The organism is Yoonia maritima (genome assembly GCF_002933395.1).
Taxonomy (GTDB): Bacteria; Pseudomonadota; Alphaproteobacteria; order Rhodobacterales; family Rhodobacteraceae; genus Yoonia; species Yoonia maritima_A.
Genome location: NZ_PKFN01000007.1, coordinates 269,085 through 293,813, shown reverse-complemented (window position 1 = coordinate 293,813; position 24,729 = coordinate 269,085). Strand labels below are relative to the sequence as shown.

The 24,729-nt window shown below is 54.2% G+C and carries 27 protein-coding genes; 10 read left to right on the top strand and 17 right to left on the bottom strand.

Annotated elements, in window-relative coordinates:
* Window position 1: 1 nt before the first annotated feature.
* A complete protein-coding gene (locus CYQ09_RS02840) occupies window positions 2-559 on the top strand; it encodes a PqiC family protein (RefSeq protein ID WP_106744549.1) in 558 nt (185 codons plus the stop codon).
* On the opposite strand, the gene CYQ09_RS02835 is transcribed toward CYQ09_RS02840, so the two are convergent.
* From CYQ09_RS02835 to CYQ09_RS02795, 10 genes are all read right to left on the bottom strand, one after another.
* On the bottom strand, window positions 548-1,684 hold the full coding sequence (locus CYQ09_RS02835; protein WP_106743935.1) for a Gfo/Idh/MocA family protein: 1,137 nt from the start codon (window positions 1,682-1,684) through the stop codon (window positions 548-550). The genes CYQ09_RS02840 and CYQ09_RS02835 overlap by 12 nt on opposite strands.
* A 48-nt stretch (window positions 1,685-1,732) precedes the next feature.
* Window positions 1,733-2,785 (bottom strand): sugar phosphate isomerase/epimerase family protein, encoded by a 1,053-nt coding sequence (locus CYQ09_RS02830; RefSeq protein WP_106743934.1) that lies wholly within the window; start codon window positions 2,783-2,785, stop codon window positions 1,733-1,735.
* Between the two features lie 93 nt (window positions 2,786-2,878).
* Window positions 2,879-3,007, bottom strand: coding sequence for a hypothetical protein (locus tag CYQ09_RS18530; RefSeq protein ID WP_275425353.1), 129 nt, complete (start codon window positions 3,005-3,007; stop codon window positions 2,879-2,881).
* Between the two features lie 15 nt (window positions 3,008-3,022).
* Window positions 3,023-4,213, bottom strand: a complete 1,191-nt coding sequence (locus tag CYQ09_RS02825; protein ID WP_106743933.1) for a formate dehydrogenase subunit gamma — start codon at window positions 4,211-4,213, stop codon at window positions 3,023-3,025.
* 30 nt (window positions 4,214-4,243) lie between these two features.
* Complete coding sequence (fdh3B, locus tag CYQ09_RS02820) at window positions 4,244-4,837, bottom strand: formate dehydrogenase FDH3 subunit beta (RefSeq protein ID WP_106743932.1); 594 nt, start codon at window positions 4,835-4,837, stop codon at window positions 4,244-4,246.
* 11 nt (window positions 4,838-4,848) lie between these two features.
* Window positions 4,849-7,815 carry a formate dehydrogenase subunit alpha gene (locus CYQ09_RS02815; RefSeq protein ID WP_106743931.1) on the bottom strand — a complete coding sequence of 989 codons (2,967 nt, stop codon included), beginning with the start codon at window positions 7,813-7,815 and terminating at the stop codon, window positions 4,849-4,851.
* Between the two features lie 62 nt (window positions 7,816-7,877).
* A complete protein-coding gene (locus tag CYQ09_RS02810; protein WP_106744548.1) occupies window positions 7,878-8,063 on the bottom strand; it encodes a twin-arginine translocation signal domain-containing protein in 186 nt (61 codons plus the stop codon).
* A gap of 50 nt (window positions 8,064-8,113) precedes the next feature.
* Window positions 8,114-8,716, bottom strand: a complete 603-nt coding sequence (locus CYQ09_RS02805; RefSeq protein WP_106743930.1) for a TorD/DmsD family molecular chaperone — start codon at window positions 8,714-8,716, stop codon at window positions 8,114-8,116.
* A 5-nt stretch (window positions 8,717-8,721) separates the two neighbouring features.
* Entirely contained in the window at window positions 8,722-9,252 is a 531-nt protein-coding gene (locus CYQ09_RS02800) for a DUF3306 domain-containing protein (RefSeq protein WP_106743929.1), read from the bottom strand.
* Window positions 9,249-9,782, bottom strand: a complete 534-nt coding sequence (locus CYQ09_RS02795) for a DUF3305 domain-containing protein (protein WP_106743928.1) — start codon at window positions 9,780-9,782, stop codon at window positions 9,249-9,251. The genes CYQ09_RS02800 and CYQ09_RS02795 overlap by 4 nt, the downstream gene beginning before the upstream one ends.
* Window positions 9,783-9,993: 211 nt before the next feature.
* Between CYQ09_RS02795 and CYQ09_RS02790 the strand changes: the two genes are divergently transcribed.
* Genes CYQ09_RS02790 through CYQ09_RS02770 form a run of 5 tightly spaced genes read left to right on the top strand, consistent with a single transcriptional unit; the run spans window position 9,994 to window position 14,399 of the window.
* Entirely contained in the window at window positions 9,994-11,961 is a 1,968-nt protein-coding gene (locus tag CYQ09_RS02790) for a 4Fe-4S binding protein (RefSeq protein ID WP_106743927.1), read from the top strand.
* Window positions 11,962-11,973: 12 nt separating this feature from the next.
* Complete coding sequence (locus tag CYQ09_RS02785; RefSeq protein ID WP_106743926.1) at window positions 11,974-12,168, top strand: DUF6494 family protein; 195 nt, start codon at window positions 11,974-11,976, stop codon at window positions 12,166-12,168.
* Window position 12,169: 1 nt separating this feature from the next.
* Window positions 12,170-13,237: an Mrp/NBP35 family ATP-binding protein gene (locus tag CYQ09_RS02780; RefSeq protein ID WP_106743925.1), complete on the top strand. Its 1,068-nt coding sequence runs from the start codon at window positions 12,170-12,172 to the stop codon at window positions 13,235-13,237.
* Window positions 13,234-13,902 carry a biotin/lipoate--protein ligase family protein gene (locus CYQ09_RS02775; protein ID WP_106743924.1) on the top strand — a complete coding sequence of 223 codons (669 nt, stop codon included), beginning with the start codon at window positions 13,234-13,236 and terminating at the stop codon, window positions 13,900-13,902. Before CYQ09_RS02780 ends, CYQ09_RS02775 begins: the two co-directional genes overlap by 4 nt.
* Complete coding sequence (locus CYQ09_RS02770; protein ID WP_106743923.1) at window positions 13,899-14,399, top strand: DUF6505 family protein; 501 nt, start codon at window positions 13,899-13,901, stop codon at window positions 14,397-14,399. The genes CYQ09_RS02775 and CYQ09_RS02770 overlap by 4 nt, the downstream gene beginning before the upstream one ends.
* A gap of 19 nt (window positions 14,400-14,418) precedes the next feature.
* On the opposite strand, the gene CYQ09_RS02765 is transcribed toward CYQ09_RS02770, so the two are convergent.
* From CYQ09_RS02765 to CYQ09_RS02735, 7 genes are all read right to left on the bottom strand, one after another.
* On the bottom strand, window positions 14,419-15,216 hold the full coding sequence (locus CYQ09_RS02765; RefSeq protein ID WP_106743922.1) for a substrate-binding domain-containing protein: 798 nt from the start codon (window positions 15,214-15,216) through the stop codon (window positions 14,419-14,421).
* Entirely contained in the window at window positions 15,213-15,929 is a 717-nt protein-coding gene (locus tag CYQ09_RS02760; protein ID WP_106743921.1) for an ATP-binding cassette domain-containing protein, read from the bottom strand. Before CYQ09_RS02760 ends, CYQ09_RS02765 begins: the two co-directional genes overlap by 4 nt.
* Window positions 15,923-16,627 carry an ABC transporter permease gene (locus CYQ09_RS02755; protein WP_106743920.1) on the bottom strand — a complete coding sequence of 235 codons (705 nt, stop codon included), beginning with the start codon at window positions 16,625-16,627 and terminating at the stop codon, window positions 15,923-15,925. The genes CYQ09_RS02760 and CYQ09_RS02755 overlap by 7 nt, the downstream gene beginning before the upstream one ends.
* 66 nt (window positions 16,628-16,693) lie before the next feature.
* A complete protein-coding gene (locus tag CYQ09_RS02750) occupies window positions 16,694-17,524 on the bottom strand; it encodes a metal ABC transporter permease (protein WP_106743919.1) in 831 nt (276 codons plus the stop codon).
* Window positions 17,524-18,381 carry a metal ABC transporter permease gene (locus CYQ09_RS02745; protein WP_106743918.1) on the bottom strand — a complete coding sequence of 286 codons (858 nt, stop codon included), beginning with the start codon at window positions 18,379-18,381 and terminating at the stop codon, window positions 17,524-17,526. The genes CYQ09_RS02750 and CYQ09_RS02745 overlap by 1 nt, the downstream gene beginning before the upstream one ends.
* Window positions 18,378-19,226 carry a manganese/iron ABC transporter ATP-binding protein gene (locus CYQ09_RS02740; RefSeq protein ID WP_106743917.1) on the bottom strand — a complete coding sequence of 283 codons (849 nt, stop codon included), beginning with the start codon at window positions 19,224-19,226 and terminating at the stop codon, window positions 18,378-18,380. The genes CYQ09_RS02745 and CYQ09_RS02740 overlap by 4 nt, the downstream gene beginning before the upstream one ends.
* Window positions 19,223-20,116, bottom strand: a complete 894-nt coding sequence (locus CYQ09_RS02735) for a metal ABC transporter substrate-binding protein (RefSeq protein ID WP_162617551.1) — start codon at window positions 20,114-20,116, stop codon at window positions 19,223-19,225. The genes CYQ09_RS02740 and CYQ09_RS02735 overlap by 4 nt, the downstream gene beginning before the upstream one ends.
* Before the next feature lie 332 nt (window positions 20,117-20,448).
* On the opposite strand from CYQ09_RS02735, the gene CYQ09_RS02730 reads away from it, so the two are divergent.
* The 4 genes from CYQ09_RS02730 (at window position 20,449) to CYQ09_RS02715 (ending at window position 24,725) form a co-directional block, all read left to right on the top strand.
* Window positions 20,449-21,573 (top strand): ABC transporter ATP-binding protein, encoded by a 1,125-nt coding sequence (locus CYQ09_RS02730; protein ID WP_430383320.1) that lies wholly within the window; start codon window positions 20,449-20,451, stop codon window positions 21,571-21,573.
* Window positions 21,574-21,650: 77 nt separating this feature from the next.
* On the top strand, window positions 21,651-22,757 hold the full coding sequence (locus tag CYQ09_RS02725) for an extracellular solute-binding protein (protein ID WP_106743915.1): 1,107 nt from the start codon (window positions 21,651-21,653) through the stop codon (window positions 22,755-22,757).
* A gap of 63 nt (window positions 22,758-22,820) precedes the next feature.
* The gene (locus tag CYQ09_RS02720; RefSeq protein ID WP_106743914.1) at window positions 22,821-23,108 is read left to right on the top strand and encodes a DUF1330 domain-containing protein; all 288 of its coding nucleotides are present in this window, start codon (window positions 22,821-22,823) and stop codon (window positions 23,106-23,108) included.
* Between the two features lie 3 nt (window positions 23,109-23,111).
* On the top strand, window positions 23,112-24,725 hold the full coding sequence (locus CYQ09_RS02715) for an ABC transporter permease (RefSeq protein WP_106743913.1): 1,614 nt from the start codon (window positions 23,112-23,114) through the stop codon (window positions 24,723-24,725).
* Window positions 24,726-24,729: the final 4 nt, after the last annotated feature.

Below are 24,729 nucleotides of genomic sequence, written 5' to 3'. Positions count from 1 at the left end.
GATGTTAAAAAAGATTGCCTTTTTGGCCCTCACAGTCATGGCTGCATGTTCATCTCCTGCTGATCGTCTTGCGCTGACAGCTGCGCCATCATCGCTGGAATTACGTCCCCTTGTGCGGAGTGCGATGGTCCGGACGGTATCCTTGCCAACCTATGCCGCAGCCGAAGAAATCGCGGTTGAATCGCCCAGCGGATTAATCAGCGCGAATGCCAACATCTTATGGGCCGATGATCCGCAGCGCGCAGTGACGCTGGCCTTGTCAGATACATTAGGTGATATACTGAACACAGATGTCGGCCCTGATCCTTGGCCGTTTGTTGGCCTGCCAGATGTGGCGATTGACATTCGTGTGACGCAGATGCTGGCGGGTGCCGACGGTATGTTCCGCCTATCCGGCCAATTCTTCGTGGGCGGTGACGGGATCAACTTTCCAAACAGCGCGCATCGTTTTGCGATCACCCAGCCGATGGCTGATCTAGGCCTGTCGAGCATCGCCAACGCACAAGCGGCGGCACTGCTCGTTCTTTCCGAAGACATCGCGCGAACGCTAGCCCGCTAGTTTCACCCAAGCCGCATCGCGTTTAGACGACCGGACGCAAGCATCAACGAACTGCATACCAAGCAGACCATCTTCGATGGTCGGATAATGCACGTCTACGCTGACCTGCTTGCCATCACGGTGGGCCTCTATCGCCTCGGCAGCTTCGTTATAGATCGTCGCGAACCCTTCTAGATATCCTTCGGGGTGTCCGGCAGGAATACGGGTCACACGGGCAGCTGCATCGCCAGTTCCGGCGCCACCACGGGTTAGCAGGCGCTTTGGCTCGCCTAACGGCGTGAACCATAGCTGCGTTGGATTTTCCTGATGCCAGTCAATCCCGCCCTTATCGCCATAGATGCGCAAACGCAGTCCATTTGCGTTACCGGGGGCAACTTGCGAACACCACAGCGTACCTCGCGCACCGCCTTTATAGCGCATCATCACATGGGCATTGTCATCCAGTGCACGCCCCGGAACAAAGGACTGTAAATCCGCACTCAGACTTTCAAGCGTCAGCCCACTGACAAAGCTTGCGAGATTGAACGCATGGGTTCCAATGTCGCCCGTCGATCCACCAAGGCCCGACCGTTCTGGGTCCGTGCGCCACGCAGCTTGTTTGCTGTCATCTTGTTGGGTCAACCAGTCTTGGACATATTCGACCTGCACAAGACGGATGTTGCCAAGTTCGCCATTCGCGATCATCTCGCGCGCTTGGCGCATCATTGGATAGCCGGTGTAGTTGTGGGTTAGAACAAACAGCGCTTCGCTGTCCTTCGCCGCCTTCACCAGCTTTTTGGCATCCGCCATCGTCGCAGTGAGCGGCTTATCACAAATCACGTGAATTCCGCGCTTTAGGAATTCGCGGGCAGCGGCATAGTGCACGTGATTGGGCGTCACAATCGCCACCGCCTCGATCCCGTCCTTCAGGCGTGCCTCGCGGATCGCCATAGCTTTGAAATCGTCATAGGTGCGATCTGGCGCAAGCCCGAGTGCTTCGCCAGAGGCTTGCGCTTTTTCGGGCGTAGATGACAATGCACCCGCCACCAAATCAAAGCGGCCATCAATGCGCGCCGCAATCCGGTGTACGCCACCAATAAAGGCGTCATTCCCGCCCCCAACCATTCCAAGTCTTATCGGTCGCATATTCGACCCTCCCTCGCTTTGTTCAAAATACTCCCCCCGGAGGGGCCGTCAGAGGCCAAGCATCTTACGGTTAGCGGCTTCATCGACTTCGCCACCGGCAAAATCATCGAACGCACGTTCTGTCACACGGATAATGTGATCCTTGACGAATTGCGCACCTTCTCGGGCACCATCCTCTGGGTGTTTCAGACAGCATTCCCACTCAACCACGGCCCAGCCGCTGAAATCATTGGCGGCCATCTTGGAAAAGATCGCTGCGAAATCAACCTGACCATCGCCAAGGCTCCGGAAACGGCCAGCCCGATCAACCCAAGACTGATAGCCGCCGTAAACGCCCTGACGGCCCGTTGGGTTAAACTCTGCATCTTTGACGTGGAACATTTTGATCCGGTCTTTGTAGATGTCGATGTTGTCCAGATAGTCCAAACACTGCAGCACATAGTGCGACGGATCATACAGCATGTTGCAGCGCGCGTGACCATCTAGGCGTTCTAGGAACATCTCAAAGGTCACACCGTCATGCAGGTCTTCGCCCGGATGGATTTCATAGCAGACATCAACGCCGCAATCCTCAGCGTGATCCAGAATTGGACGCCAGCGCGCAGCCAGCTCATCAAACGCAGCCTCGACCAGTCCCGCCGGACGTTGCGGCCATGGGTAGATATAGGGCCAGGCCAGCGCGCCGGAAAACGTTGCCATTTCCGAAATACCCATATGCTTTGATGCGGACAGCGCCATCTTGACCTGATCAACAGCCCAAGCTTGACGCGCCTTTGGGTCGCCTTGGACCTCGGGGGCTGCAAAACCGTCAAACGCTGTGTCATAAGCCGGGTTCACTGCGACCAACTGCCCTTGCAGGTGCGTCGACAGCTCTGTCACTTCGACACCGTTTGCAGCTGCATGACCTTTGAATTCATCGCAATAATCTTTGGATGATGCCGCTTTTGCTAAATCAATAAAACGTCCGTCCCAGCTGGGGACCTGCACGCCCTTATAGCCGCAGTCGGCAGCCCATTTCGTAATCCCATCCCACGTATTGAACGGCGCTTCATCACCTGCGAACTGCGCTAAAAACAGCCCTGGTCCCTTAATCGTTTTCATCGAAATCCTCCCTTGTTTCGGGAAAACTATAACGATTTAGAAATCAGGTACTAGCCCCCAATTTACGCGACATCTGTTAGCAGATCATCTGGATTAATCGGAAAGGCGTACAGCTGTGCTCGCGGTTGTTTCAGCCGCACCAAAGCCCACCGCGTGCAAGCCAAAATAGGCAATTACCGCAATCCCAATCACGGCACAAAAAGCCAAGAGCATCGTTTTCATGGTATCACCCTCGTCCTACTCTACTGCTTTGGTTTGAGCTTTAGCCCGCTTGGCCTCCACCTCATCCACCCACAGACTGTGATGCTCGCGCGCCCATTGCTCTTCGACTTCGCCATTGCCCATTGCATCGAACGCACCCTCCATGCCGACAGATCCGATGTAGATATGTGCAATGATAATCGCCATAAGAATAAAGCCGACGATTGCATGCCACAGCTGCGCATATTGCATTTCTTCTTGGGGTGTTAACACCGCAGGTAAATCCCCCAAGCCGAAAAATTGCGGCAGTCCAAAATCGTTTAAATGCGCGAATGTTTTAGCAAACATCGGTAGTTCAAATGGAAACAGCAGTGACAGTCCCGAAACAGAGATCGAACTACCCAGCAAAATAACCGACCAAAAAATCACCTTTTGACCGGCGTTGAATTTCTTTGCTGGCGGGTGCACGCCCTTTTTCAACAGACCACCACCGACAGCGACCCATTTCAGATCATGGCGATTGGGAATATTTTCGAACACCCACATAAAAAACACCATCGTTAGGCCAATCATAAAGGCCCAAGATACGTTGTTGTGAACCCATTTCGATGCGACCGCGAGTAGCGCAAAACTATCATGACCAAACACGGGAATGAGAAACTTACGACCAAATAGCGACAAAAGCCCGGTCAGCGCCAACAAGATAAAAGAGCCGCCCATCAGCCAATGCGCGAAACGCTCTATCGCTTTGAACCGCGTAATCGTGCGCCCTGTTTTTTCACCATCAATGCGAATCCGCCCACGAATAAGATAGAACAGCCCAAGCAACCCAATTGTCCCAAGCAACAAATAACCGCCATATATGAGGAGAGGGCCTTGGCGGAACGTGAGCCAGCGCATCCCGCCATCTTGGATCAGCACATCACCGGCTGGCCCGCGCGATTGCGTCGTCACATCCGCCTCGTCATAACGAAGCGCGCGCCATAAATCCGGGTCCGATTGCCCACCACGCGTGCCCAACACCTGTGTCGTATCGCCAGCTGCAGGATCGCCGATATTGTCACGACGAAAACGGTCATCGATCTTTTGTGCATCTTGGCGCGCAAGGATATCGGCAAGTGTCTGCGCCCCGCCAGTCGCGCTTCGGTCAGGCACAGGATCGTCTTGCGCCCGCGCGCCCAGCGCCAACAAACAAATCACAAGACCTACGATAAATGCCCGGATCATAGATGAGCCCCCTCGCCCAATGTGAACGGCTTAGCCGCCCTTTTGATCATAGGCTGTGCCCCAGCCCCATGCACCAGATCCAAACCCGCGTGCCACAACGCGTTCACGGTAGATGCTGGAAACCGTGTCACCATCACCCGCCAGCAGCGCCTTTGTTGAACACATCTCGGCGCAGATCGGCAGTTTGCCTTCGGCGATCCGGTTGCGTCCGTATTTGGCGAATTCTGCAGCGCTGTGGTTTTCTTCGGGGCCGCCAGAACAGAAGGTACATTTGTCCATCTTGCCCCGTGATCCAAAGTTACCGGCTTGCGGATACTGCGGCGCACCGAAGGGGCATGCATAAAAGCAGTAGCCACAACCGATGCATAGGTCTTTGGAGTGCAGCACGATCCCCTCTTCGCTTTGGTAAAAGCAATCGACTGGGCAAACGGCCATGCAGGGCGCGTCCGAACAATGCATACAAGCAACCGAGATTGATCTTTCCCCCGGTTTCCCGTCATTGATCGTAACCACCTTGCGGCGATTGATGCCCCAAGGGACTTCGTGTTCGTTTTTACACGCGGTGACGCAGGCGTTGCATTCAATGCAGCGTTCGGCGTCGCAGAGGAACTTTGCTCTTGCCATCTTACTTCTCCTTACGCTGTCCAGATTTTGCAGAGGGTCGCTTTGGTCTCTTGCATCTGGGTCACTGAATCATAGCCATAGGTCTGCGCGGTGTTTGTGCTTTCGCCCAAAACATACGGGTCCGCACCGTCTGGGTATTTGCCCCGCAGGTCTTCGCCCTCAAAATGGCCACCAAAGTGGAACGGCATAAAGGCAACGCCAGAACCGACCCTTTCAGTCACCATGGCCATTACTTTGACCTTGCCACCTTCTGGGCCTTCGACCCAGACTTGGGTGCCATCGCGAACCCCAAGGTTGTTGGCATCGCGCGGATTAATCTCGACGAACATGTCTTGCTGAAGCTCGGCCAGCCATGGGTTTGACCGGGTTTCATCCCCGCCACCTTCATATTCAACCAATCGGCCCGATGTCAGAATGATCGGATACTCTTCTGAGAAATCATTCTTTTGGATCGACGCGTAAAGCGTTGGAAGACGGTAGAATTTCCGGTCCTCATAGGTCGGATAATCTGCAACCAAATCCCGGCGGTTCGAATAAAGCGGTTCGCGGTGGATGGGTACGGGATCTGGAAATGTCCAGACGACTGCACGCGCCTTGGCGTTCCCAAAGGGCGCGCATTCGTGTTTGATTGCAACGCGCTGGATACCGCCAGAAAGGTCAGTCTTCCAGTTAATCCCAGAAACACGCCCATCATAGTCAGATGGGAACGGCGACATGCCTGCCTCGCCGACCTCTTCATCGGCGCCGTCATCAGACTGCCCCACGTCAGAAGTCATCCCTTCAACGCCAGCAATATAGCCGATGACACGCTTTTCGGCATCCGTCAGATCGCTATCCCAACCCAGATCAATCAGCATCTGATAGGTGAATTCAGGATAACCATCGGTGATTTCAGAGCCTGCCGAATAGACGCCTTCAGCCAAGAGGTTGTCGCCATCACGTTCCACACCGAAACGGGCACGGAAAGTCAGACCACCTTTGGAGACGGGCTTGCTCATGTCATACAGATTTGGCGTGCCTGGGTGTTTCATTTCGGGCGTGCCCCAGCAGGGCCACGGCATACCGTAATAGTCACCATCAGCGGGACCACCAATCGCCTGCAACGTCGTTTTGTCGAACGTGTGCTGGTTCGCCATGTGCAGTTTTATGCGTTCCGGGCTTTGCCCAGTGTAGCCAACCGTCCACATGCCCTTATTGAATTCGCGCGTGAGGCTTTCGATGTTGGGCGTTTCGTTGTCTTCCATTTCGATATTGCGGAATAACCTATCGGACCAACCGAATTTATTCGCAAACTTCGCCATGATCACGTGATCTGGCAGGCTTTCGAACAGCGGTTCAACGACCTTGTCACGCCACTGCAATGACCGGTTTGATGCGGTGACTGATCCGCGTGTTTCAAACTGTGTACATGCCGGAAGCAGGTAAACGCCGTCTTGCCGATCATGAAGAACCGCTGATACGGTCGGATAAGGGTCCACGACGACAAGCATATCAAGCTCTTCCATCGCGGTTTTCATTTCCTTCATCCGGGTCTGTGAATTTGGCGCATGCCCCCAAAGAACCATGGCCCGTACTTTGTTCGGTTGGTCCATGTTTTCAGGGTCTTCCAGAACGCCATCAATCCAGCGCGAAACAGGAATACCCGTAGCTTCCATCATGTCCTTGGATTCGAACTGCCCTTGCAGCCAATCATAGTCTTCGTTCCAGACGCGCGCCCAATGTTTCCAAGATCCTTCGGCAAGGCCGTAGTAGCCGGGCAACGTGTGCGACAGCACCCCAAGGTCGGTCGCGCCCTGCACGTTGTCATGGCCACGGAAGATGTTCGTGCCGCCGCCGGACGTACCCATGTTACCAAGCGCAAGCTGTAATACACAGTACGCACGGGTATTGTTGTTGCCTGTGGTGTGCTGTGTGCCACCCATGCACCAAACGACGGTGCCGGGGCGGTTGTTCGCAAGCGTAAATGCCACGCGGCGCAGCTGTTCACCCGGAACGCCAGTGACGCGTTCCACCTCGTCTGGTGTCCAACGCGCGACTTCTTCGCGGATCTGATCCATCCCCCAAACGCGGGTGCGGATAAATTCGGTATCTTCCCAGCTATTTTCAAAGATGTGCCACAGGATACCCCAAACAAGCGGAACATCCGAACCTGGACGGAAGCGCACAAATTCGTCGGCATGTGCCGCTGTCCGGGTAAAGCGTGGATCACACACGATCAAAGGCGCATTGTTTTGCTCTTTGGCTTTCAAAATATGCTGCAACGAAACAGGGTGCGCCTCGGCTGGATTACCACCGATGATAAAGATCGCCTTTGACAGATGCATATCGTTGTAGCTGTTGGTCATGGCGCCATAGCCCCATGTGTTCGCCACACCAGCAACCGTGGTCGAGTGACAAATACGCGCCTGATGGTCCACGTTATTCGTGCCCCAATAGGCCGCAAATTTACGGAATAGATAGGCTTGTTCGTTATTATGCTTAGCCGATCCCAGCCAATAAACGCTGTCCGGGCCGCTTTCTTCGCGGATGTTCATCATACCATCGCCGATTTCATCGATGGCCTGTTCCCAGCTAATGCGAACCCACTCGCCGTTTTCACGTTTCATCGGATAGCGCAGGCGACGTTCACCATGGGCGTGTTCCCGAACGGCCGCCCCTTTGGCGCAATGCGCACCAAGGTTGAACGGGCTGTCCCAAGCGGGTTCTTGTCCGACCCAGACCCCATTATCGACTTCGGCTAGAACGGTGCAGCCGACGGAACAATGGGTACAAACTGATTTAATGGTTTCAACCGCACCGGCCATCGTCTCTTGGGCATTTGCCGCGGTGACTGTGCCGCCAGTTGCGGCGATGGCCGTTAGACCACCGATGGTCAGGCCAGATCCGCGCAAAAATGTGCGGCGATCAATGGCCCCTTTGGTGCTGGTCGATTGAATTCCAGCGCGGCGCGCAGCGCCTGTCGTCTTCTTTCTTAACATGTCTTGTCTCCCTTGCTGGCGCCGTCAATGCGGGCTTGCTCGGTTATTAAATTAGACACCCATTAAAAACGGGCGCTCTCGAAATATGCGCGGGTATGGGCGGTGTCCTGCATCTTGTCCGAGGTCGGATCAACCGGCTGTGCCGCAGCTTCGGTTCCCGAAACCGCCACTGCTGCCGCCGCCGGTGCGGCCACCCCAAGTTTGAGAAAATCGCGGCGGCTGCTGCCGTCCTTTTTGCTCTTTGCCATCAGATACACTCCCCTTACTTATTGCGGCTAAGCCGCCGATAATACGCGGACTACTCCGCAATCATTCGAAACGCTTCGCGTTCGATCCCCATAAATTCTCGTCCAACTGCGCCCACTGATGCGTAAAGAACAGAGTTCTTTGCCGCCTCCAGATCGCTATAAAAATGCCCAGCCCAAGGACCGACATGTTTGTTAAAAAATGTCTTTTGCGCGTTTAGGTCAGCGGCGCCCCCAGCAAAGCGGCCAACGATCAGACCGCCCATCATTTCCATTAAGGATGCGATGTTATCCTCTGGTTCATATACATTTTCTGCCCGGGCTATTCCACGTGCAGACATATCGGCGCGTAGCACCGCGAGTGGTTTTTCGTTCAAGAAACCCGTCAAATAGTAGCTGGCAAATGGTAATAACTCACCGCGCCCAAGGCCGATGAATAATGCGTTGAATTCACGTGTAACCGCTTTGGGTTTTGAAACGCGTGCAACCTGCGCCAATTGCGCTATCGCTTGGCCAAGCGCCGTGTCGTCACCCGAAAGCGACGCGCATTGCGCAAGCAACATTTCATCCGGCGGCCCCGCCAAAAGCACCCCAAGGAAATTGTACAGGTCCGCACGCATGCGGTCTTCTGGATGTACTAGGGCGATGTCAGGCATTGCTGTCACGATGCCACCTCCTGCTGATATTCAAAGCGCATGCGACGGCGCGGTGCGGGGGCTTCGTCTAATTCGGTTTCAATTTCAGCGTAGGCTGTAACCGTGGCGTCAATCTGAATTGGCGCTTCTTCTGGTTCTTCATCTTCGTCTTCGGCCATGACCTCTGGCGGTGCGGCCAATTTTTCAAGATGCGTCAGCATGCCCTTGCCCACCTGATAGGCTGTTTGCATGTGGTCCACGACCTTAGCGCTATCGGTAAAGTCTTCGCCGTAATCGACAAGGCCATCAACATTCGCCAAGACCGGGTTCAGCCGCCACAAACGACGTAGCGCCCGGCGGCGCAGGTGATCCGGCACAGCTTTCGCCATGAACCCTTTGATATCATCACCCGCAATCAGCGTATCAGGATCCGGCAGATCAAACGCAGCGAGGACCTCTGCATCGGTCATTTCTGGCTCTGCGACTGTAACCTCCGTCTCCGCCTCTGTTTCGGCAGCGACCTTTGCTTTGCGACGTGACCAGAAATCTTGTGTCATGCGACCGCCCCCTTGCGGACCGGGGCACGGTAAACGTCGGTAAGCTGCGCAATCCTTGCATCGCCCACACCATCTTCGGCGCCATCAACGCGCTTGCGATCACGGCGACGCTTAACGAATACTTCTTCTTCAAAATAAGCCTGCGCAAAATCACGAACCCAAGCAACTAAGCCAGCAGGCATCGGAACTTTCTCGACAATGTCATCACCATTGTCAGCGTAATCCTGTGCCTCGTAGGGTGATGCAGTCACTAATGTCACATGGAATGGGCGCGCTGCGTCATCAGTGCCACGCATGACCACATAAATCGCGGGTTCTTTATCTGAGATACCAGTTAGATAAGCTTCGCTTTCGGCGCCATGTAATTCCAGTTGCACCGTCTGTGCATGAAATTCAGCAACGTCACCTTTTTCGCGTAAAATTACCCAGTCAGCAGGCCCTGCACCGGGCAGAACCGCAACTGCGCGCCACGCCCATTTCGCCCAGCGCGTTGCCCCCGGGGTGCGACGCACGACAATGCCCATTGGCATGGACTGATACTGATGTGGGTTGCGTATCAAAGCTGCCTCTTCCAGAATCTAACAACATGCTGCACCAAAACCGTTTTCAAAAAAAGCATTATTATCACGTGGTTACGCCGCAGCGCAGCATCACGAGTCCGCATTTTTGGGGTTTGATTGCAGGACCAGCAATGGCTAAGCTCATCCTACTACGGTGACGTAGAGCGGGGAGAGACAGCCAATGACAAGCCAGCCAACCCACGGCAAGCGACTGATTCTATGCGATTGTTCCGGGACACAGAAGATCGACCCAGAGGAGATCTCGGCATCGACCGGCCTATCTTGTTCGAAGGTTCACACCGCGCTTTGCACCCACGAAATCGACATCGCGAGCGAGGCAATTGGTAGCGGTGATGTGATAATTGCCTGCGGGCAAGAAACTGAACGCTTCCAAGAACTTGCCTATGATCTTAATGTCAGTCCGCCAGAATGTGTTGATATTCGTGACCGTGCCGGCTGGACCACTGACAAAGACGCACCCACACCAAAGATGTCAGCGCTTATCGCCGAAGGCCTATTACCGCAGTCAGAACCAAAGGTACGCGACATCACGTCGGAAGGGACTTGTCTGATTATCGGTACAGGCCCCGTTGCAATAGGTGCGGCCACACAACTGGCCGAGGTCTTAAGCGTGACCTTGCTTTTGACTGCAGCGGATAACGCCCCAATGAGTAGCAGTTTTGATACAGTTAAAGGCCAAGTCACCCGTGCGGTCGGTAGCTTGGCACATTTTGAAATCCATTTCGACGCCCTTCAAGAGGTCGACCCAACTGGCCGCGGCGTGCAGCAATTCACCGCCCCCCAAGATGGCGCGCAATCACATTGCGATATTATCCTTGATCTAAGCGGCAACAGCCCGCTGTTCCCGGCACATGAAAAACGCGACGGTTATTTACGCGCTGATTCAAAGCACGCGCCATCCGTGGCGAAGGCTGTTTTTGATGCGGCACAAATGGTCGGCACATTTGAAAAACCGCTTTATGTCAAACTAGAAGAAAGCCTTTGCGCCCATTCACGTGCCGAACAGGCCGCCTGTTCTAACTGTTTAAACGCCTGCCCGACCGGTGCGATCACGTCCGCCGGGGATCATGTCGCAATTGACCCGCTGATTTGTGCAGGCTGCGGTGCCTGCTCAGCGCTTTGCCCTTCGGGGGCCATCGCATATGATGCGCCATCCGTTGATAACACCTTCCGACGGCTAGAAACGCTTGCGCGGACATACCGTAAAGCGGGCGGTCAGAACCCCCGCCTGTTGGTTCACGATGATGCACATGGCACCGAGATGATACAGCTTTCCGCGCGATTTGGTCGCGGTCTACCGAGTGATGTAATCCCGTTCGCAGTCTCCGCGCTGGCTGGCTTTGGTCATGCCGAGATGCTCGCCGCCTTTGGCGCTGGTTTTGCAGACGTCCACGTTCTGCTTTCACCCAAATCCGACCGAGACACGATTACACGAGAGGCAGCACTAGCCGCAACGCTAAGCGGTCGCGCGGTGCCCCTTCTTGATGTTGCGGATCCTGACGCGATGTCAGATGCATTATACGACGCGACACCAAGTATCGCAGTCGAAACCCCGATTTTGCCTATTGGCACACGCCGCCAAGTGACACGCACAGCCACCAAGGCACTGAACCCGAACGATATCATCGCGCTGCCTGAAACCGCGCCCTATGGCGCTGTTCTGGTTGATACCGACGCATGTACGCTTTGCCTATCTTGTGTTTCGCTTTGTCCATCGGGCGCATTGGCTGACAACCCGGACATGCCACAGCTTCGGTTCCAAGAAGATGCCTGCCTACAGTGCGGGCTTTGCAGCAATATCTGCCCGGAAAAAGCAATCACACTTGAACCGCGCTTCAACACGACCGACACGGCATTGACCCAAGTCGTATTGAACGAAGAAGAACCTTTTGCCTGTATCGAATGCGGCAGCCTATTTGGCGTTAAATCGACAATTGAGATGATCACTGAAAAACTGGCTGGCAAACATGCGATGTTTGGCAATCCTGACGCCGCCAAAATGATTCAGATGTGCGACAACTGTCGTATTCAGGCCCAGTATCATTCTACCGACAACCCATTCACCGGCGCAGAACGCCCACGCGTTCGCACGACAGACGACTACCTGTCCAAGCGCCGCGATCACTAATAAGGAAAACCCATGAGCGACGATTTCAACATGTCCATGCGCAAGTTTCTAAAACAGGTGGGGGTCACGTCCCAACAAGCAATAGAAGAGGCAATGCGTGGCGCGGACACTGCCGGAAAATCATTTGACGCCAAGGTCGTACTGACCATTGGGGACCTAAATCTTGAACATGTCGTAACTGGCGCCATCACGGGGCAGGACGACTAAAGTGACAATTACCCGTGACGCGGTTATCGCGACCCTAAAGACCATCAAAGACCCCATTACTGGCGACGATATCATGGCAGCGGGCCTCGTGCGGGCCCTATCCGTGGATGACGACAACGTGCGCTTCGTGTTCGAAGTAGCCCCATCGCTTGTACCGCAATTGGAACCCGTGCGTGCCGCTGCAGAGGAGGCCCTGAAAGCCATGCCCGGCATTGGGTCGGTCTCGGCCATAATGACGGCCCATAGCAGTCAAGCAGTCCCACCCGATCTGAAACCAAACCGTCAGTCGGAACCGACAGGTCCACAAAAAGTACCCGGCATTGATCGGATCGTCGCGATTGCATCTGGCAAAGGTGGCGTTGGAAAATCAACCGTTTCAGCCAATCTTGCCTGTGCGCTCGCGGCCGAAGGACGGCGCGTTGGGTTGCTGGATGCAGATGTCTACGGACCATCGCAACCACGGATGCTTGGCGTTTCTGGGCGCCCTGCCTCGCCCGATGGCAAGACAATCCTGCCGATGCGCAACCACGGCGTCACGATGATGTCGATTGGGCTTATGCAGAACGAAGATCAGGCCGTTGTCTGGCGCGGTCCTATGCTAATGGGCGCGTTGCAGCAGATGATGAACCAAGTCCAATGGGGTGCGCTTGATGTCCTGATCGTGGACCTGCCCCCCGGGACCGGCGATGTTCAAATGACGCTGGCGCAAAAGTTCGACCTTTCTGGCGCGATTGTCGTGTCCACTCCGCAAGACATCGCGCTGCTTGACGCCCGTAAAGGGATCGACATGTTCAAACAACTGCGTACGCCCATCATCGGCATGATCGAAAACATGAGCACCCACATCTGTTCGAACTGTGGCCACGAAGAACACACGTTTGGTCACGGTGGTGTCGCGCAAGAGGCCGCCAAACTGGACGTGCCACTGCTCGCAGAACTACCATTGCACTTGGATATCCGCCTTGCTGCGGATGGTGGTGCACCGATTGTGGTATCAAAGCCCGACAGCCCACCAGCGCAAGCATTTCGCGCCGTCGCACGAAAGTTGATCGAAAGCGGAGATGCATGACCGGACCCGTATTCCCTCCACTGTTCACGGGACAGGCAACCGTCGATGACCCGATGCAAGTCGCCGTAGACATGGCACGACAGGGCTGCGACGCCGGCACAATCGTGTACAATCTATCTGGCCGCGATCTACGCGCCGCGATCATCTTTGCCCCCGAGGTCCCGCTTGCGCAGGCAATGGCGATGCTGCCGGTCTGCGGCATCGGCTTTCAAAACGCCCTAGGGTCTGTGGCCCCGCCCGAGGTCGCCGTGCATCTCAAGTGGGACGGAACGATTATGGTGAATGGGGCAGCTTGCGGAGCTTTAACGGCGCAAAGCGCGACGGGGGTTCATAATCAATTACCGAATTGGCTAACTGTCGGACTGACCGTACCACTGTGGCCCGCGCATGACCCACCCGGTGAAGCGCCGGATGTGACGGCACTATATGCAGAAGGCTGTTCTGACATCACCACCATAGACCTGATTGAGGGCTGGGCGCGCCACACTCTTGTCTGGATCAACCGCTGGCTGGATGAAGGCACGCGCCCAATCCACGCTGAGTTCACGGGGATATGGCAGAAAAACGAAGGCGAACTGGGCCTTGACCCTGACCTCGGACTGTTATCCAAATATGATGATGTCATGATCCTGACGCCGCTCACCAAATTACTGGAGCCCGCATGACCGACCGCTTCCTTGCCCGCGCGATCCATTTCGACGAAAGCGATCAGATGATCTTTCATACCCCTGCACGCACTGGCGAATGGTGCATTTCGGGTGGCTTTGAATTCTCAAACTGGTCCGAAGGCGACCTATCAGGCAAATCGCGTCAGGCATTTGCAAACGGATGGCTAGGGCTTGAGACATTCGGGCGGGTTACAGTCGTCGCGATTACAAAAGTCGAAGACCAAGAAATCGATGCATTGGCACAGGCGCTGGCCGGCCATTTTGTCAGCCATTATGGTGCGCCGAGCATTGATGCAGCAATGGGCGTGGCAAAAGAAGAGATCAGCCAGATGTGCGATCTTTGTGCGGACCAGCCCCCAAACACGCTACTGATGGTAAGTCGTGAATTAACAGAGGCTGGCGTGAAAGAAAGCTACCGCATGGTTGAACCGCAATCTGCCGGGCTGGATCAGTTTGCGGTTCATGGTTCGCTGGATGAGCCAGATCAAATTTAGCTAAATTTGATCGCGCCGCCTAAAAGGCGGGCTGCGCGTTGAACGTGAACAAGGTTTCACCGTTTATGGTATAGTCGTTGATCAATGTCGCGGCACGTGGTGCCGTAAGCCACCGTTCCAATTCCATCGCCAGCTCATTCTTCACATGCGGATGCAGTTCCGGATTCACTGGGATATAGGCGTATTGGTTAAACAGCACTGGGTCGCCAGAAAACAGCAGTGCCAGATCAGCCTTGTTACCAAAGTTGAGCCAGCTCGCGCGATCCGCAAGAATATAGGCATTCATACCCGCCGCCGTGTTCAGCGATGCACCCATCCCTGCCCCAACAGGACGATACCAATCACCCCCACGTGACACGCCCGCAGCATCCCACAACGATAGCTCTTTTTTGTGGGTACCACTATCATCGCCACGGCTGACGAATGGTGCCTCTATCTGCGCGATACGGACCAGCGCATCGGTGGCAGTGGGGGCATCGGCAATATCTGCTGGATCAGTTTCCGGGCCAATGAAGACAAAGTCATTATACATAATTTCGCGGCGATGGGTGCCATAGCCACCTTCAATAAACGCTTCCTCTGAGGCGCGCGAATGCACAAGGATCGCATCCACGTCACCAGCTTCGCCAAGACGCAGCGCCTGCCCGGTCCCCACGACCAAAAGCTGTACATCAATTCCGGTGTCTTCTTTGATCGCTGGCAACAAAATTTCGGACAAACCAGAATTATGAAACGAAGTCGTCACCGCCATCTTCAAATCTTCGGCGGCAGACGCAGTACCAGTTAATGCCAACACACATGCAAGTACGCGGATCATTCTACAATATCTCCCTGAAGTAGCGCCGCAGCTTGCGGCGTTTTCGGCCCCGCGAAAAAATCCTGAGCGGGACTGTTTTCGATGATATGCCCATGCATGAGAAACACAACATCCGTGGCCAGCCGTTTAGCCTGACCAATGTCATGCGTTGCCATGATAATACGTGTCCCAGCCGCGCAGGCGTCTAGTAGGATCGTCTCAATCTCTCGCATGGCGCGCCCATCCAGATTGGCGCAGGGTTCATCCAGAAATATAATGTCAGGTTCCAGTATCAGCGCCCGCGCCAATGCGAGCTTCTGCTTTTCTCCACCGGACAATTGCGGCGCTTGCTGCTCAAGCGTACGGGCCAATCCAACCCGTAGCGCCCATTCTTCGGCCAGCGCGCGGGCCTTGACCTTCTTGGTCCCACGCAGGGTTAGTGGATAGATTAGGTTATCCCTCACGCTGCGCCGTAGCATGATCGGTGTTTGAAAGACAAAGGCTTGTCGCAAACGCGCTTCGGTCAATGGAACCTGCCACGTCACTTCGCCTTTCGATAGCCGCTCCAACCCGTGAAGCGTGCGCAAAAATGTCGTTTTCCCTGCGCCATTCGGCCCCATCACAATGGTGAACCCTGATTGTGAAACCGTCAGATCAACCGGCCCCAACAGCGTCTTACCGCGACGCTTTACCACCGCCTCTGACACCTCGAGTGGAAGGATTGGGGTCACCATTTCCCCTCACTCTCTGTCTGGCCGATCGCGTGAATTGCGATATTCACCGCGACCGCCAAAGCGATCAAGACAAAGCCCAAGCCCAGCGCCAAGGCGAAATCGCCTTTTCCTGTCTCAAGCGCAATCGCTGTGGTCAGCACGCGCGTCGCATGGTCAATGTTACCACCGACAATCATGATCGCGCCAACCTCGCCTATCGCACGGCCAAAACCAGCCAGCGCGGCCGTCATTAGTGCCCGTCTGCCATCCCAAATGAGTGTGGCAATCCGCTGTCGTTTGGTGGTGGAAAACGAGATCAGAAGGTCATGATATTCGGCCCAGATGTCGCGAACGGACTGATGGGCGATAGACGCAATAAGTGGTGTGATAATAATGACCTGCGCGATAATCATCGCGGTGGGCGTGAACAACAGGCCAAACACGCCAAATGGGCCCGACCGTGACAAAAGCAGATACACGATCAAGCCGACCACAACGGGCGGCAGGCCCATCAATGCGTTCAGTACAGCAATTGTCGCGCGCCTATGCCTGAACCGTCTGATCACCAACCAAGCCCCAAAGGGAAGCGCAATCAGCGATGCGATCACCGTCGCCGTAACTGTAACTTGCAAAGACCGTAGCGTGATTTCGACAAGATCAGGATCAAGGGTCACAACCAGCCAAAAGCCAGCGACCAATCCTTCCCAGATATCCCCCATATGTCTTGCCTACTCACCTGCCCCTAAAGGCAGGCTTTCATGCAACGCGTTTGGGATCAATAAAAATCAAACAACGGCAGCGGCTTGGCGCGTCTTGCGCCCTGCCCGGATAAACGCTGCAATGAAGATTGCTGTCAGAACAAGGATGATCGTCGGTGCAGGTGCGCTGTCGATAAAGAAGCTAATGTAGACGCCTGCAATTCCGGAAAACAATGTCACGGCCACGGCAATGGCCAGCATAAATTCGAACCGCTTTGTTAACAGAAACGCAATTGCGCCGGGCGCAATCAGCAGACCAATCGCGAGAATGATCCCAACAGCAGAGAGCGTTGCAACAATGGTAAGCGAAATCAGCGAAAGCAGCCCATAGTGCAGCCATCCGACGCGTAGCCCAACGGCTTGCGCCTGTACCGGGTCAAAAGCGTGCAGCAGGAAATCGCGTCGTTTCGCCAAAATCACGGCAGCAACAAAGCCCGCGATAATCCCTGCGGTCCACAGGTCTGCCGTGCCAACGCCAAGCATGTTTCCGAATAGAATGTGATCCAAGTGAACGTCGGTCGAGATTTTCGTGTACAGCACGATCCCAAACCCAAACATCCCGGAAAACACGATCCCCATCACAGTGTCTTGTTTCACCCGACTGTTGTCCGACAGAAAACCAGTGCCCACAGCGCAGACCATCCCGGCCACAAATGCCCCGATAATCAACGGAATATTCAGCAGATAGGCAATCACCACACCGGGTAGCACCGCATGGCTGATGGCGTCGCCCATCAACGACCAGCCCTTAAGCACCAGATAGCAAGACAACAGGCTTGTTGGCACCGCGATGATTGCCATCATCAAGAAAGCTTTGTTCATGAACGCGAACTGAAAAGGAAATAGCAGCGCTTCCATTATAACGCCCTCAATGCTTCTGCTGCGCGACGACGCGCAGCAAGATAGCCGTGCTTGGGCGCGAGTATAAAGACGGCTAGGAAGATCAGCGTTTGGAGCGTCACAATGATCCCGCCAGTTGCCCCGTCCACAAAATAGCTAAGATAGGCCCCGACAAAACTGGTCCCTGCGCCGATGGCGACACTCAGCATCAGCAGACGCGGAAAACGGTCGGTCAACAAATAGGCCGTTGCGCCCGGTGTGACGACCATCGCGATCACAAGGAATGCGCCGACGGTCTGCAATGCTGCGACGCATGACGCCGATAGCAATGTAAAGAACACCACCCGCAACAGATCAACGCGTAGCCCAATAGACCGTGCATGTGTTTCGTCAAAAAAGGTGACCATCAGGTCTTTCCACTTTGCCAACAGGATCGCCAGCGTCACGAAACCAATAATCGCCAGTTGCAGTGTGTCGGATGGCGTAATGGCAAGAATATTCCCCATCGTGATAGTCTCAACGCTCACGGATGTCGGCGATAGGGACACCATGAACAGGCCAAGCCCAAAGAACGATGTAAAGATGATCCCGATAATTGTATCTTCTTTTAGCCCCGACCTTTGGTTCAGGAATAGCATTGCCCCGGCGGCCAAGCCGCCAGCGGCGAAAGCACCCAACGCGAACGGAAGCCCCAGCATATAGGCCCCAGCGACGCCCGGAACGATTGAATGCGACAGCGCGTCACCGATCAAAGACCAGCCCTTAAGCATCAGATATGCAGACAAAAATGCACATACCCCGCCGACCAAAGCACTGACCCACATGGCGTTAAACATGTAGCTGTAACCGAATGGCTGAAGCAGCGTTTCGATCATGTGCTGTCGCCTTCGTCATGGCCATAGACAACGAAGGGACGTTCATCGTCGGTAATCACGCGGATCTGCCGTTCGTCGTCATCGTCGTGCAGATCAGAGCCACCGATCACAAAATGACGCAGGACCCCGCCAAAAGCCAATTCTAGGTTTTCGCGGGTAAATGTCGTTTCGGTTGGCCCATAAGCCAGTACCGTTTCCTTGACCAATACGGTCCTATCGCAAAACTCTGGGACCGAACCAAGGTTGTGAGTCGAAACGAGCATCACACGCCCTTCGTCGCGCATATCGCGCAGCAGCTGAACAATCGCCTCTTCGGTTTGGACATCAACACCAGTGAAGGGTTCATCAAGCAAGATGACTTGGCCTTCTTGCGCCAAAGCCCGGGCAAGGAATACGCGTTTGCGTTGCCCGCCAGACAATTCACCGATCTGACGATGGCGAAATTCTTCCATCCCGACACGCGCCAACGCTGAAGTCACCGCATCGCGGTCGGCCTGCTTAGGCGTGCGAAAGAACCCCATGTGGCCATAACGGCCCATCATCACAACGTCTTCGACCAATACTGGAAATGACCAATCGACCTCCTCAGACTGCGGGACATAGGCGACAATATTCTTCCGCAGGGCTTCTTTTACGGGCATACCAAGAACGCTGATGCTGCCGCCGGCCGCAGGGACAAATCCCATAATCGCTTTAAAAAGCGTGGATTTCCCAGCGCCGTTGACGCCCACCAAAGCAGTGATCGTTCCAGACGGAATCTCAAAACTGGCGTGGCGTAATGCTGTGTGACCATTTCGGTAAGTAACAGTTACATCGTCTGCGATAATTCCCGGCTTGACGGTCATTCAGCTAGTCCTGTTGCAATCGTTTCTGAAGTCACACGCAGCAAATCGATATAGGTTGGCACCGGACCGTCTTCTTCGGTCAGGCTATCGACATAGAGAACCCCACCGTAGTTTGCACCGGTTTCACGGGCGACCTGCTGCGCAGGCGATTGCGATACGGTGCTTTCGCAAAATACAGCCTGAATATCGTTATCGCGTACTGTATCTATCACCCGGCGCACCTGTTGCGGCGTGCCTTGGCTGTCGGCGTTGATGGGCCACAGATATAGTTCATGCATATTAAAATCACGCGCAAGATAGCTAAACGCACCTTCGCAACTGACCAACCAACGCCGATCCTCGGGTATTTCAAGAATTGCGGCACGTAGCGGCTCAATTGCTGTTGCGATCTCTGCCTTATAGCGATCGGCATTTGCGGTATAGATCGACGCATTTTCCGGATCATGCGCAACAAAGGCGTCGCGGATATTATCAACATAAATCAAAGCGCTTTCCAAACTCATCCACGCATGCGGATTGGGCTTACCTTCGTATTCACCTGCCGTGATACCGATTGGCGCGATACCATCGGTAAGTGTTACACTGGGTACGTCGCCGAGATTTGCAAGAAATTGTTCGAACCAAAGTTCAAGGTTCAGCCCGTTCCATAGGATCAAATCAGCGTCATGGGCGCGGATAATGTCACGTGGGGTCGGTTGGTATCCGTGAATCTCTGCCCCGGGTTTCGTGATGCTTTCAACAATTGCTGCATCCCCTGCCACGTTACGTGCCATGTCCGCGATAACGGTAAAAGTAGTGACCGCTTTGAACCGTTCATCGTCAGCCAAAGCAGTATTTCCCGCAAATGAAGCAATAAGCCCAAAAAATGTGCATTTTAATAGATGACGCATAGCAAAGCTCCGATCTGTGACTAGCATTAGATGCATATGAGAATTATTCGCAACTGTAAACAGCTCATCCCGGCACACAAGGGCGTTTCTACGTCATAATTAGTCGCAATTGCACAATACACATTCAACCACCGCACCCAACAATGCACGGAACCGCACAACTAGCACACGAGAGCACGCATTGATGAAAAGCCAAAACGACCGAATCTCGATGAATAGCGATAATATTTCCCCAAATAGGTACCTGTTACGCACGCAAACGGCCTGAAACAAAAAAACTCCGCCTTTCGCGTTGCAAAACATTGTGATGACCGTTTTAGTTAGAGGCGAAAATGCCAATCCTCGGGGGAACTGGTTTGTCAGAAGCCAAGAGCGACAATGCGTTCGTAGAATTTGAACGCGTACAAAAGAGTTATGATGGTGAAAATCTGGTCGTAAAAGACTTGAACCTATCAATGCCTAAGGGCGAATTCCTTACAATGCTTGGGCCGTCAGGGTCTGGGAAAACCACCTGCCTGATGATGTTGGCTGGTTTTGAAACTGCGACGCATGGGTCGATCCGGCTTGATGGTGTTTCCATCAACAACATCCCACCGCACAAACGCGGCATTGGCATGGTTTTTCAAAACTATGCGCTTTTCCCACATATGACCGTCGCCGAAAACCTGTCCTTCCCATTGGAAGTACGTAAAATCGGCAAGTCGGACCGTGAAGAAAAGGTGATGCGCGCACTTGGTATGGTGCAGATGCAAGATTTCGCAGGGCGCCGTCCTGCCCAACTGTCTGGTGGCCAACAACAACGTATCGCGCTTGCCCGTGCACTAGTATTTGAACCAGAATTGGTTTTGATGGATGAACCGCTTGGGGCGCTTGATAAACAGCTACGGGAAACGCTGCAGTTTGAAATCACAAACCTTGCGCATGAACTGGGCATTACCGTGGTTTACGTGACTCACGACCAAACCGAAGCCCTGACAATGTCCGACCGCGTCGCTGTATTCGACGACGGCCGCATTCAACAGCTTGCGCCACCTGACGAACTGTACGAAGCGCCGCAAAACAGCTTTGTTGCGCAGTTTATTGGTGAAAACAACACGCTGGAAGGCGTTATTCAGGAAATCAAAGGCAACACCTGTATTGTCAAGCTGGACAGCGGCGACGTTATCGACGCAATCCCAGTAAATGTCAGCAAAGTAGGTGAACGGACCAAAGTATCGATCCGCCCAGAGCGCGTTGAGTTTGACAAATCCCGTCTGAGCCCCGACGCCCACACACTGAAAGCTGAGGTGTTAGAGTTCATTTATATGGGTGACATCTTCCGCACACGGCTTCGGGTTGCTGGAACCGACGAATTCATCATCAAAACACGCAATGCCCCCGATCAAGTCCGTCTGACACCGGGAAGCCAAATCGAAATTGGTTGGCTTGCAGAAGATTGCCGCGCGCTCGACGCATAACGGCTGAAATAGGGCAGGCCTTCACCCGGAGGGCCGGCTCGAACGAACTAAACCGGGTATAATAACGGGAGACTACAATGACTTTGACCAAAGCACTCATGGCCACTTCGGCTCTGACGCTGGCCGGTTCAACTGCCTTTGCAGACGGCCACATGGCAGACGAAATGACCATCGTTAGCTGGGGCGGCGCATACTCTGCGTCACAACAAGCCGCGTATCACGACCCCTATATGGAAAACACCGGCGTCACGATCATCAACGACGAAAGCTCGAACGAAGCGGTCGCAAAACTGCGCGCGATGAACGAAGCTGGCAACGTGACTTGGGATGTTGTTGACGTTGTTGCATCTGACGCGATCCGCCTGTGCGACGAAGGCCTCGCGATGGAAATCGACGCGGACGAAATGCTGGCAGACGGCGACGACGGTTCAACTGCATCGGAAGACTTTGGCGACCTGATCGTTTCTGATTGCTTCATCCCGCAGATCGTTTACTCGACAACTGCTGGCTACCGCACTGACCTTGTCGGTGATACACCGCCAACATCCATCTGTGCGTTCTTCGATCTTGAAGCCTACCCAGGCATGCGTTCGCTAGAAAAGCGTCCAATCAACAACATGGAATGGGCTTTGCTTTGTGACGGCGTCGCAAAAGAAGACGTCTATGACGTTCTGGAAACAGAAGAAGGCCAAGCGCAAGCATTCGCTAAGCTTGACACAATCAAAGACAGCGTTGTTTGGTGGTCTGCTGGTGCTGACACGCCACAGCTGTTGGCTGATGGCGAAGTCGTCATGGGCACAACATACAACGGCCGTCTGTTCAGCCTGATCGTTGAGCAAGAGCAGCCAGTTGGCATGCTGTGGGACGCGCAAGTGTTTGACCTTGACGGTTGGATCATCCCAGCGGGCCTAAGCCCAGAGCGTGAAGCACGCGCATTGGACTACATCCGCTTTGCGACAGACACACAGCGTCTTGCTGACCAAGCGAAGTATATCTCTTACGGTCCAGCACGTGCATCTTCTGCGCCGCTTGTTGGTCAGCACGCGACACTGGGTATCGACATGGCACCACACATGCCAACAGACCCAGCGAACGCGACAAACACCTTCTTGTACAACTACGAATGGTGGGCTGATTACCGCGACGATCTGGATGCAAAATTCCAAAGCTGGCTTGCTCAATAAGCCATAATAACTGCGCAAGGTGGGGGAACCTGCCTTGCGTATTTTCATCTACGGGAATTCAAGATGCCAAAAGGCTATATCATCGGTCATATCACCGTGAACGATCCTGATGCCTATCAGGAGTATATCGTCAAAGATACGCCCATGATCAAAGCTTTCGGCGGTACACCCATTGTCCGCGGCGGACAGTCCGAAACGCCCGAAGGGGCCGACTTTGACCGCCACGTGATCTTTGAATTTCCAGACTTTGATAGCGCCAAAGCGCTATACTATTCCAAAGAATACCAAGAAGTCGCGCGTATCCGCCGCGAAAACGCAACCAGTATGATTATCTTGGTAGAAGGGGTCTAAACCATGGCAGAGCAAGTTCTTGCCGCAGACGGCACACCACTTAAGGCAAGCCTAAACCGCGCCTTACGCCGCCAAAAGATGCGCGCGCTGATGCTAATCGCGCCCCTGCTTTTGTTCATTATGCTAACGTTCATTATCCCGATCGGACAAATGTTGTTCCGCTCGGTCGAGAACCAGATCGTTGGCGATACAATTCCACGTACCGTCGAGGCACTTGATAGCTGGGACCACGACGCAGACGATATCCCCCCTCCCCCCGTGTTCGATGCATTGGCCCAAGATCTAATGGTCGCAGTCGAGCTGAAAGAGCATACACGCCTTGGTAGTCGCCTAAACTATGAAATGTCGGGGATTTCATCCCTATTCCGCAAATCGGGCCGCAGGGTTGACGACATCGGCGAAGTTTACACCGATCAGTTCGTGGCGCTTGATCCTGCATGGGAAGAACCCGCAACATGGGTCGGCCTGCTTGCTGATCCGAAATGGATTGCTGCACGTGAGGCATGGGATGGCACTGGCGATGAGCCGGCGTTCATCATGTCACGCGCGGCTAAAACAGTCCTACCGCAGACGGCCAGCATCTATGCTGACTTTGCCCGTGTGATCCAAACCGAAGATAACGACAGCCCAGCCGAGGAAGAGCCGTGGCATGTCGTTTACTTGGCTCTTTATAATGATCTGACCGCGAACCCATCGTTAGAGGTCACCGGCCCATTGTCAGGCTTAATCAGTTCTGCTGCCGCAGCAGTGCCTAGCTTTGAAACCGAAGATGTGGTTGCCACCTTTGAAGGTTTTGACGACGACTGGAAGAACCCCGAAATTTGGGAAACAATCTATACCTACAGCCCGGCCTACACGAATGGCTACTTCTTGAACTCTGTTGATCTTCAGAAAACAAACGAAGGCGTCGCATGGCAGCCAGAGAACGAGCAGATCTATCTGACTCTGTTCTGGCGTACCATGGTCATGTCTTTGACGATCACGTTCAGTTGCATCTTGTTAGGCTACCCCGTGGCGTGGATGCTCGCGAACCTGCCCGCACGCAAAGCAAACTTGTTGATGATCCTTGTGCTGCTACCATTCTGGACATCGCTTCTTGTTCGAACCTCCGCATGGAAAGTCTTGCTGCAGAACCAAGGGGTCATCAATGATCTGCTAGTTTGGGTCGGTTTCGTCGCCGATGATAACCGTCTGGCATTGATCAATAATGCAACAGGTACGGTCATCGCAATGACACACATTCTGCTGCCATTCATGATCTTGCCGCTGTATTCTGTCATGCAGACGATCCCAGCTACCTACCTGCGTGCAGCGAAATCGCTTGGTGCCACAAACTGGACAGCCTTCTGGCGCGTCTACTTTCCGCAATCCGTGCCGGGTATCGGCGCTGGGTCGATCCTCGTGTTCATCCTATCTATTGGTTACTATATCACCCCCGAAATCGTGGGTGGTACCAAGGGTGTCTTTATCTCAAACCGGATCGCATACCACATCTCTAGCTCGCTTAACTGGGGCTTGGCTGCGGCACTTGGCGCAATCTTGTTGGCAATCGTTCTGGCGCTTTACTGGGCCTATGACCGGATCGTCGGCATCGACAACGTGAAACTAGGGGGCTGATCTG